This window comes from Nocardia wallacei (assembly GCF_029868745.1).
Classification (GTDB): domain Bacteria; phylum Actinomycetota; class Actinomycetes; order Mycobacteriales; family Mycobacteriaceae; genus Nocardia; species Nocardia wallacei_B.
The window spans coordinates 1-10,072 of record NZ_JARWOP010000217.1 but is presented as its reverse complement, the minus strand read 5'-3'; the positions used below and the strand labels follow the sequence as shown (position 1 = coordinate 10,072).

The window sequence follows — 10,072 nt, the reverse complement described above, 5'->3', positions numbered from 1 at the left end:
GGGGGGGGGCGCCCCCCGCGGTGCCCCGCCCGTACGGGGACGGGGCCAGGGGTCTTCCGGGGGGCGGGGCCGCCCGCGCGGCGGGTGCCCCCCGGCCCCGCGCCGCGCGCCCCCAGGCCGCGCGCCGCCGGGCCGCCGAGGTCGCCGCCGTCGTCGCCGAGTCCGCCGAGCGGGTCGCCGCCGAGCTGGAAACCGTTGTGGGCGAAGCCTCTTCGCGCCGGGACGAACTGGTGCGGCGGCGCACCGACTGCGCCGCCCAGGTCGACCAGATCAAGGAGCGGGTGCGGGCGCTGACCACCCAGCTGACCCAGCTCACCGACGCCGTGCACCGCGACGAGGTGGCGCGCGCCGAGGCGGCTCTGCGCATCGAACAGCTCGAGCAGACCATCTCCGAGCAGTTCGGCATCGCCCTGGACGACCTGATCGCCGAGTACGGCCCCGACGTGCCGATGCCGCCGACCTCGCTGGAACTGCAGGAGTACGAGCAGGCCAAGGAGCGCGGCGAGCAGGTCAGCCCGCCGCAGCCGATGCCCTACGACCGTGCCACCCAGCAACGCCGCGCCAAGCGCGCCGAGAAGGACCTCACCACCCTCGGCAAGGTGAATCCCCTTGCGCTGGAGGAGTTCGCGGCCCTGGAGGAGCGCTACAACTTCCTGTCCACCCAGCTGGAGGACGTCAAGAAGGCCCGCCAGGACCTGCTGGACGTGGTCGCCGAGGTGGACGCGCGGATCCTGCAGGTGTTCACCGAGGCCTGGGAGGACGTCGAGCGCGAGTTCGTCGGCGTGTTCGCGAAGCTGTTCCCGGGCGGCGAGGGCCGGCTGTTGCTGACCGACCCCACGGACATGCTGACCACCGGGATCGAGGTGGAGGCCCGACCGCCGGGGAAGAAGGTCAAGCGGCTGTCGCTGCTGTCCGGCGGCGAGAAGTCGCTGACCGCGGTGGCGCTGCTGGTGGCGATCTTCCGGGCCCGGCCCTCGCCGTTCTACGTCATGGACGAGGTGGAAGCGGCGCTGGACGACACCAACCTGCGCCGCCTCATCGGCCTGTTCGAGCAGCTGCGGGAGAAGTCGCAGCTGATCGTCATCACCCACCAGAAGCCCACCATGGAGATCGCCGACGCGCTCTACGGCGTGAGCATGCGCGGCGACGGCATCACCCAGGTGATCTCCCAGCGGCTGCGCGGGGAGAACCTGGTCGGGGCGTCCGCCTAGACCGTTTCGGTGCGGGCGCGGCTACCGTGCGGGTGGTGAAACGCATCGTTGGGTAGGAACATCGCCCCCTAGGGTGCGTACCGGACGTGCCGATTCGCTGTGACCATGGGTGAGCCGGTCCACATCGACCCCTCGGGAAGCACTGCATCGCAACGGTGTCCGTGCCACGGGACCATCCCGGTTCGGCGGGGTCGGCCGGTCTGCATCAATTCCCTGGAGGAGCACCCATGTCCAGTTCTCGGCCATGGTCGAAAATCGCCGCCGTCTCGGCACTGTCACTGCTCGTGATGGGCGGTGGCGCCGCCTGTTCCAGCGACGCCGGCACCGCGCCCGCGGACCTGCATCCGCCGAACCGGATGGAGCAGGCCGCCGCGCTGATTCGTCCCGCGATCGCGGCCATCGATATGCGTGTCAGCGGTTATGTCCTCGACGAACTCGGCAATGTGTTCAACGACGGGCAGCCGTACGAGATCGAGGCGACCTGCACCGGATTCGTGGTCGACCCCGACGGGTACGTCGCCACGGCGGGGCACTGTGTCGACATCGGTTCGGGCACGGAATCGTTCCGCGACAAATACATTCAGATGGCCGCGCTCGAGGCGCACGACCGCCGCGTCCAGGTGAGCGCCGAGGAGTTCTACGAGTTCGGTGCGAAGAACTGGACCGTGGAGGGCGAGGCCAAGGGATCGCCGCTGGATCTGCGGGCGACGGTGCAACTCGGCGACGGGCGGACCGATCCGCTGCCCGCCCGCGTGGTCGACTACCGCTCGCTCGGGCAGGGCGATGTGGCCTTGCTGAAGGTGGAGGCGCACGGCCTCGCCGCGGCCGAACTCGCCGCTGACGCCGACGTCCGCATCGGCGACCAGGTCCTGGCGGTCGGCTACCCCGCCAGCACGGATACGGTCACGGATCGCTCGGCCGAACCGTCGAACAAGGAAGGCGCGGTCAGCTCGAAGAAGACACAGGGCAGCGTGCCGGTCTACGAGATCAGCGCCGCCGTGTCGCCCGGGATGAGCGGCGGTCCCACCGTCGGCGGCGACGGGCGGGTGATCGGGGTGAACAGCTTCCTGATTCGCGGCGAATCCCAGCCGTTCAACTTCGTCGCACCGGCTACGGGCCTGTCGGAACTGTTGAAGCGCAACGGAGTTCAGCAAGCACCGGCCGCCGTGGACACCTCCTATCGGGACGGGCTCGCGGCGTTCTATGCCGGTCGGTACACCACCGCGATTTCGGACTTCGACAAGGTGCTGGCGCTGTCGCCGAAGCACGCGAAGGCGGCCGAGATGAAGACGTCGGCGGCCCAGATGCGGGACAAGTTCGGTGACTGGGGCAACTCGTCCGCCGACTACCGGCTCTGGTATCTGATCGGTGGCGCAGCAGGTGCCGCGGTAGTGGTGGCGATCCTGGTCCTGCTGCTGGTGCGCCGCTCACGGCGCGGCAAGGTCGCCCTCGCGGCCCCGCCGATGCCGTCGGCCGGACCTGCCGCGGACCCGGCATTCCGCTTCGAGCACCCCGGCCACGTCGTCGGCGCCGGCGTCCGGAGCGGCCTTGGTACTCCCGCACCGATATCGGCCGAAGCGCAGACGGTCCCGGCGCCTACCGGGATCCCTGTGCCGGGACCATCTGCGCCGCAATCGGTTCCGGGCAGTCCTGCGCCGACCACGTTGGGGTGGCAGGCCGCTGCACCGACCGTATCGGGGTGGCAGGCCGCTGCGCCGACGGCGTCGGTCCCGGCCGAGACGCAGCCGATTCGCGGCTTCGATGTGCCGGAAACGACTGCGGTGCAGTCGATCCCGTCGGAAGTCGGGGCCGATACCGAGCAGCTGCCGAGTGCGGCGCCCGCGTTCTGCGGGACCTGTGGCTCCCGTGCGGAGCCCGGTAACCGGTTCTGCCGGACCTGCGGACAGGCGCTCTAAGCCGATCCGTCCAGCAGCGACTTCAGTTGTGCGGCACCGGTTTCCGTCAGCCAGTCGTCGAACGTGCGGAGGCCGGGGTGGATGACGCGCAGCGCGTGGATGTCGGCGTGCCAGCCCGCGCCGCCGTCACCGACCAGCCGGGCGACCGAGGTGATCGGCTCGCCCAGCGCGGCCACCTCCGGCCCGGTGAGCTGGTGGTACCGGACGGGGATCCCCGTGGCCTCCGAGATACTCGCCGTGGCGGCCGCCGGTGTCTGCTCGTCACCGGCCAATTCGAGGATCCGGCCGTGAAAGCGCTCCGGTTCGGCGAAGGCCAGCGCCGCGATGATGCCGACGTCGTCTACTGCGATCATCTGCACCGGGTGGTCGGGTGCGAACAGATGTCGGTGGACGCCCGCGCTGATCCCGTCCACCGGCGTGCCCTGTGCCAGATAGTTCTCCATGAACCGGACGGGTCGCAGCAGCGTATAGCGCATGCCACTGGCGATCACGGCCTGTTCGGCGGCCTCCTTCCCGGCGGCGATCCGCTCACCGCCGGAGAACGAGCCGATGCCGGTGAACACGAAGTGATCGACCCCCGCCGCCCGCGCCGCCTCGACCAGCTGCACGCTCCGCCGGGCTTCGATGTCCTTGATGTCGCTCGTCGGGTCCATGGGACTCGGCGGTACGGCGAAGACACCGCGGACTCCGGCGACCGCGGTGCGGAGCGTGGCGGGTTCGTCGAAATCGCCGACCACGAGTTCCGCGCCCAGCCCCGACAGTTCCCGCGCCGCGGCGGTCTTCGGGTCACGGACCAGCGCGCGGACGGGATGCCCGTGCTCGAGGAGGTGGCGGGCCGTCGCGCCGCCCTGCTTGCCGGTCGCGCCGGTCACCAGAATGGGATCGTTCGATTCGGACATGAGCTTCCCTTCGCTAGAATACGGGTTGTTCGACCCGTATTCGGACCATAGGAGGGGCGAAGTGCCCGCTGCCAGTGTTGAATCGAAGGTGCGTAACGAAACTCAGCCGCAGCCGGGACTCGGCAACCGGGCCGATGCCCGGCGCAACCGTGCGCTGATCCTGTCCGCCGCCCAGCGCGCCTTCGCCGAACACGGCACCTCGGTGTCGCTCGCCGAGGTCGCGCGTCGCGCGGGAGTCGGCGCCGGCACCGTGCACCGGCATTTTCCGGCGAAGACCGATCTGGTGGAAGCCGTTGTGCAGCAACGCGTCGACCGGCTCACCGCGCTGGCCATCGGCTACCGTGACGCGCCGGACGCGGGCGCGGCCTTCATCGAGTTCTGCGCCAAGGTCGTGATCGGCGCGCCCCGCAACAAGGCGATGTGCGATGTGCTGGAGTCCGACGACGGCTGGCCCCGCGAGCTGCTGCGGGGTGCGGGCGAGCGGTTCCGCCACGCGCTGGCGGCGCTGCTGGTCGCGGCGCAGCGCGAGGGTTCGGTGCGCGCGGACCTCACCATGCCCGACGTCGTCGCGCTGTTCGCCGGATGTCTTGCCGTGCAGCGTTCTTCGGGGCTGACCGACACGCTGTCACGGCCCGCCGCCCTGGTGCTGGACGCCATGCGCGCCGCCCCGCCCGAGCGCGTGACGAAACTCGAAACCCGCGGCCCGGATCGTAACGAAACGCATAACGAAACGATCCGTTGCCCGGTGTGCGGCGACGCCCTGCGACCCTCCGCCACCGGCCGCCCCGCCCGGTACTGCTCACCGGCCTGCCGTCAGAAGGCGCACCGCCGCCGCGCCTCCGCCAAGACCTGTGACACCGAGACAGTCAACGCGGGCCTCGAATTCGACGGCGGCCGCTAATCTCGTCCCGTGCGAACCTTCGTGTGGCAGGGGATCGATGAGCCGCGGATGGAGATCGTCCGCGTCGAATCGCTGGACCGTGCCGACGGTACCCAGATCGGCGTGGCCTACGAATTGCGCTGGCGGCTGGACGGTCCCGAGCTGACCGTCGACATCGGCGACGGCCCGGTGCGGCATCGTCTGGACGGAGCCGACTATTTCGACCTCCAGCACTCCGCGTACTTCAACTCCCTGCCCGTGATGCGCGACGGACTGCTGGGCGCGGCGTCCGCCCCGCGGGACTACACCATGCGATTCGTCGCGGTGCCGGACCTGACGGCCACGCTCACCGCGCAGCGGTACGAACCGCGCGGCGGCCGGACGGTGCGGTTCGTCTCCGGCGACTACCGCGCCGGCATCGATTTCGACGACGACGGATTCGTCCTGCTGTACGAGGACTACCTACGCCGGGTCCATCCCTGACCCCGGTGCCCGCGAGCGCAACCGGTGATACTTCTCACGATCCCGCCGACGCGCCCGGGCCTACAGCAGATCGCTCACGTCGTCGGGAACATCGACGGCGTATTTGCGGAGCGTGTCCATCGGGACGACCTCGAGCGCGTTCTCGTGGGTGGCGGCCAGGACCACCGGGGCGGCGACACCGTCCTCGTGGGCATGTAGCCAGCGCACCGCGACCACGCACCAGCGGTCGCCCGGTTGCAGCCCGGGGAAGTTGTTCTCCGGGCGCGGGGTGATCAGATCGTTGCCGATCGACTTCTGGTGCTCCAGGAACTCCTGGGTTACGACGGTGCACACCGTGTGGCTGCCCAGGTCTTCGGGGCCGGTGCTACAGCAACCGTCCCGGTAGAAGCCGGTGAGAGGATCGGTGCCACACTCCTCCAGCGGTCCCCCAAGCACATTTCGATCGGTCACGTCGCCGATCCTATTGTCTCGGTATCGGATTCGCCGAGCCTTCCGCCGTGTGGTGCTCGGACGAGCAGACCGGTCGGTAGTTGATGGTGTCTACTACGCCGATTCCGGCGTGTCCTTCCGGTGGGTAACCAGCGGTTGTGTTAATGCGCGGACCGCAGGTCGTACGCTCGACGCATGCGGATCGCCTTCGGTACCGACGAATCCACCGACCTGACCCGGCACCTGCGGGAATGGCTCACCGCCCAGGGACACGAACTGTTGGTGGTCGGTGAGGACATCGCCTGGCCGGAGGTGGGCAGCGGGGTCGGCGAGGCGGTCGCGCGGGGTGCGGCCGACCGCGGCGTGGTGTGCTGCTGGACCGGCACCGGCGTGTCGATCGCCGCGAACAAGGTGCCCGGTGTGCGGGCCGCGCTCTGCACCGACCGCTCCACCGCCGCGGGCGCCCGGAAGTGGAACGACGCCAATGTGCTCGCCCTCGGTCTCCGGCTGACCTCGCCCACGGTCGCCGAGGAGATGCTCGAGGCCTTTCTCACCACCGACCCCGACGTCTCGGAAGCCGGCAACTACACCCGCCTCACCTGAGCGATCCCGGCCCGTCGACGACCATGCCGTGGGTCCGGCCGCAGGTCGCGGGCCGACGCGCCCGCGGTCCGCCACCCGACAGGTGTAACTCCGGGTTCTGAAAGGATGGGGGCGTGACTGCGCAAGCTTGGATTCTGATCGCCGCGATCGCCGCCGTGCTGCTGGTGGCGTTTGTGTCCGGATTTGTTCTGTACCGGCGCCGGCGGGTGACCCTCACCCCGGCCGCTACCGAGCAGGAGCTGACCGACCGGTCGGGCGGGTACACGGCGTCCGGCGGATTCGACTTCAGTCAGGGTGGCGCGGGTGCGGGGACCTTGACGCCGCCTCATCCGGAACCGGAACCGGTTCCCCTCGAGCGCACCGACGACGAGGGCCAGCCGCACGTCGGGGACGACGCCGCCATCCCGCGCGATTCGGCGCGCCGCACCGTCACCGACGTCCGCCTCCCCGAACCCGACACCGCCGAGACCGCGGCCACCGCCGAGGAGATAGCGCCCGAGGGCACGGCACCGGCGGAAGCTCCCGCGCCGAGCGAGAGCGAGACTCCCGCACCGCAATTGGAGGAGATCGAGCCCACCGCGGGCCGCCTCACCCGCCTGCGCGGCCGCCTGTCCCGGTCGCAGAACGCGGTCGGCAAGAGCCTGCTGGGCCTGCTCGGTGGCGGCGACCTGGACGAGGACTCCTGGGAGGAGATCGAGGACACCCTGGTCATGGCCGATCTGGGCACGGCCGTCACCGGCACGATCGTGCAGCGGCTGCGGGAGGAACTGGCCGCGCGCAGCGTCCGGACCGGTGAGCAGGCCCGCCAGGTGCTCCGCGATGTGCTGATCGAGGCGCTGCGCCCCGAGCTGAACCGGTCCATCCGAGCCCTGCCGCACGACGATCATCCGTCGATCCTGCTGGTCGTCGGCGTGAACGGCACCGGCAAGACCACGACCACGGGCAAGCTGGCCCGGGTCCTGGTCGCCGACGGCCGCCGCGTGCTGCTCGGCGCGGCCGACACGTTCCGCGCCGCCGCCGCCGACCAGTTGCAGACCTGGGGCGAACGGGTCGGCGCGGAGACCGTGCGCGGTCGCGAGGGCGCCGACCCCGCGTCGGTGGCCTTCGACGCGGTCAGCGCCGGAATCGCGAACGGAGTCGACGCGGTGCTGGTCGACACCGCGGGACGCCTGCACACCAAGACCGGCCTGATGGACGAATTAGGCAAGGTCAAGCGGGTGGTGGAGAAGAAGGCCGCCGTCGACGAGGTGCTGCTGGTGCTCGACGCGACAGTCGGACAGAACGGCCTGACCCAGGCCCGCGTCTTCGCCGAGGTCGTCGACATCACCGGCGTGGTGCTGACGAAGCTGGACGGGACCGCCAAGGGCGGTATTGTTTTCCAGGTCCAGCACGAGCTGGGCGTTCCGGTCAAACTGGTCGGTTTGGGTGAGGGGGCCGATGATCTGGCTCCCTTCGAACCCTCCGCCTTCGTGGACGCGTTGCTGGGTTGACCTGCGAAAACCTCACCGAATCGGCTCACGGTGGGCGGGTGCGCACGCTGAGCCCCGAACCATCGTGAACCGCACGAAACGTAGTGGCAACACTGCAAGTTCATCCGTTCACCCAGCGGAAACATCGCGGCGTCACGGAGGAAACACCGACTGAGGAACCTACTCAGCAGGCTCGTTTTGCCGTAATCGGCAGGGCCCGAGATGAGGAGGAACAAAGGTGGCGTTTCCCGTAATCGGTGAACCCAATACCGGCGACACCGCATGGATGCTGGCGAGTTCGGCACTCGTGCTGCTGATGACACCCGGCCTGGCCTTTTTCTACGGCGGCATGGTGCGCGGCAAGAACGTACTCAACATGATCATGATGAGTATCAGCGCGATGGGCCTGGTGACCGTTCTATGGTCGCTGTACGGCTTCTCGCTCGCATTCGGCGACGACAAGGGCAATCTGTTCGGCGATCCCGGGCAGTACTTCGGGCTGAAGTCGGTCTTCGGCGGCAGCTATCTGGCCACCACCGACCCCGCGTCGCCCGCCGCGATTCCGGTGGCGGGCACGATCCCACTGTCGGTGTTCGTGGCCTTCCAGCTGATGTTCGCGATCATCACCGTCGCTCTCATCTCGGGTGCGGTCGCCGACCGCCTCAAGTTCGGCTCCTGGCTGCTGTTCGCGGGCGTGTGGGCCACGGTCGTCTACTTCCCGGTGTCGCACTGGGTGTTCTCCTTCGACGGCATCACCGGTGAGCACGGCGGCTGGATCGCCAACAAGCTCAAGGCGATCGACTTCGCGGGCGGCACCGCGGTGCACATCAACGCCGGTATCGCGGGCCTGGTGTTGGCGATCGTGCTCGGCAAGCGCAAGGGCTGGCCCAAGACGCCGATGCGGCCCCACAACCTCCCCTTCGTGATGCTCGGCGCCGGACTGCTGTGGTTCGGCTGGTACGGCTTCAACGCCGGGTCGGCGACCGCCTCCAATGGCATCGCGGGCGCCACCTTCGTGACCACGACCATCGCCACCGCGGCGGCCATGCTGGCCTGGCTCGTGGTCGAGAAGATCCGTGACGGCAAGCCCACCTCGCTGGGCGCGGCCTCGGGCATCGTGGCCGGTCTGGTCGCCATCACTCCGTCGTGTTCGTCGGTGAACGTGGTCGGCGCGCTGGCCATCGGCATCGTCGCCGGCGCGCTGTGCGCCCTGGCGGTCGGGCTGAAGTTCCGGTTCGGGTTCGACGACTCGCTCGACGTGGTCGGCGTGCACCTGGTCGGCGGCCTGATCGGCACCCTGATGGTCGGCCTCGTGGCCACCTCCGAGGCGCCGGCCGGGGTCGAGGGCCTGTTCTACGGCGGCGGCTTCGATCAGCTGGGCAAGCAGGCCGTCGGCGCCTTCGCGGTGCTGATCTTCTCCGGGGTCGTCACGGCGATCATCGCGCTGGCGATCAAGTACACCATCGGCCTGCGCGCGAGCGACGACGCCGAGTTCCAGGGTATGGACGAGTCGGAGCACGCGGAAACGGCATACGATTTCGCTGCTGTGGGTGGCACGGCACGTACCGCCGTCAAGGAGGCATGACGCAATGAAACTGATCACTGCAATCGTCAAACCGTTCACGCTCGAGGACGTGAAGAGCGGGTTGGAGCAGGCGGGTGTGCTGGGCATGACCGTCAGCGAGGTGCAGGGCTACGGGCGGCAGAAGGGCCACACCGAGGTCTACCGCGGCGCCGAGTACTCCGTCGACTTCGTGCCGAAGGTCCGCGTCGAGGTGGTCGTGGACGATGCCTCCGTCGAGAAGGTGGTGGAGGTGATCGTCGAGGCCGCCCGCACCGGCAAGATCGGTGACGGCAAGGTCTGGGTCACCCCCGTCGAGGCGGTGATCCGGGTCCGCACCGGCGAACGCGGGGCCGACGCTCTGTAGCGAACTACACCGCAGCGAACACAGAGAAGTGAGCGGCGGGCCCCCCCCCCCCCCGCCCCCCGCCCCGGGGGGGGCGGGGGGCTGGGGCCCCGCCGGCGCGGGGGGCCGGGGGTGGCCCCCCCCCGGGGGGCGCGCCCCCCCCCCCCCCCCCGCCCGGGGGGGCCCCCCCCCCCCCCCCCCCCCCCGGGGGGGGGCGGGGGGGGGGGGGGCCCCGCCGCTCACTTCTCTGTGTTCGCTGCGGTGTAGTTCGCTAC

The 10,072-nt window shown here is 69.8% G+C and carries 10 protein-coding genes; 8 read left to right on the top strand and 2 right to left on the bottom strand.

Annotated elements, in window-relative coordinates:
• A partial coding sequence (locus tag QH470_RS18170; protein ID WP_280273571.1) for an AAA family ATPase occupies positions 1-1,211 on the top strand: 1,211 nt, incomplete at its 5' end.
• A 227-nt stretch (positions 1,212-1,438) separates the two neighbouring features.
• Complete coding sequence (locus QH470_RS18165) at positions 1,439-3,127, top strand: trypsin-like peptidase domain-containing protein (protein WP_280273570.1); 1,689 nt, start codon at positions 1,439-1,441, stop codon at positions 3,125-3,127.
• Here QH470_RS18165 and QH470_RS18160 read toward each other — a convergent pair.
• Positions 3,124-4,026 (bottom strand): NmrA/HSCARG family protein, encoded by a 903-nt coding sequence (locus QH470_RS18160; RefSeq protein WP_280273569.1) that lies wholly within the window; start codon positions 4,024-4,026, stop codon positions 3,124-3,126. The two genes, QH470_RS18165 and QH470_RS18160, sit on opposite strands and share 4 nt — an antisense overlap.
• Before the next feature lie 88 nt (positions 4,027-4,114).
• Between QH470_RS18160 and QH470_RS18155 the strand changes: the two genes are divergently transcribed.
• Both QH470_RS18155 and QH470_RS18150 read left to right on the top strand, forming a co-directional pair.
• Positions 4,115-4,927 carry a TetR/AcrR family transcriptional regulator gene (locus QH470_RS18155; protein ID WP_280273568.1) on the top strand — a complete coding sequence of 271 codons (813 nt, stop codon included), beginning with the start codon at positions 4,115-4,117 and terminating at the stop codon, positions 4,925-4,927.
• Between the two features lie 9 nt (positions 4,928-4,936).
• Positions 4,937-5,389 (top strand): putative glycolipid-binding domain-containing protein, encoded by a 453-nt coding sequence (locus QH470_RS18150; RefSeq protein WP_280273567.1) that lies wholly within the window; start codon positions 4,937-4,939, stop codon positions 5,387-5,389.
• 60 nt (positions 5,390-5,449) lie between these two features.
• On the opposite strand, the gene QH470_RS18145 is transcribed toward QH470_RS18150, so the two are convergent.
• Positions 5,450-5,839 carry a DUF2237 family protein gene (locus QH470_RS18145; RefSeq protein ID WP_024806481.1) on the bottom strand — a complete coding sequence of 130 codons (390 nt, stop codon included), beginning with the start codon at positions 5,837-5,839 and terminating at the stop codon, positions 5,450-5,452.
• A gap of 174 nt (positions 5,840-6,013) precedes the next feature.
• On the opposite strand from QH470_RS18145, the gene QH470_RS18140 reads away from it, so the two are divergent.
• The 4 genes from QH470_RS18140 to QH470_RS18125 all read left to right on the top strand — a co-directional run bounded on the left by QH470_RS18140 (position 6,014) and on the right by QH470_RS18125 (position 9,818).
• Positions 6,014-6,421, top strand: a complete 408-nt coding sequence (locus tag QH470_RS18140) for an RpiB/LacA/LacB family sugar-phosphate isomerase (protein ID WP_280273566.1) — start codon at positions 6,014-6,016, stop codon at positions 6,419-6,421.
• Between the two features lie 113 nt (positions 6,422-6,534).
• A complete protein-coding gene (ftsY, locus tag QH470_RS18135; RefSeq protein WP_280273565.1) occupies positions 6,535-7,911 on the top strand; it encodes a signal recognition particle-docking protein FtsY in 1,377 nt (458 codons plus the stop codon).
• A gap of 217 nt (positions 7,912-8,128) precedes the next feature.
• The gene (locus tag QH470_RS18130) at positions 8,129-9,475 is read left to right on the top strand and encodes an ammonium transporter (RefSeq protein ID WP_280273564.1); all 1,347 of its coding nucleotides are present in this window, start codon (positions 8,129-8,131) and stop codon (positions 9,473-9,475) included.
• Between the two features lie 4 nt (positions 9,476-9,479).
• Positions 9,480-9,818, top strand: a complete 339-nt coding sequence (locus QH470_RS18125; RefSeq protein ID WP_187687650.1) for a P-II family nitrogen regulator — start codon at positions 9,480-9,482, stop codon at positions 9,816-9,818.
• Positions 9,819-10,072 lie beyond the last annotated feature (254 nt).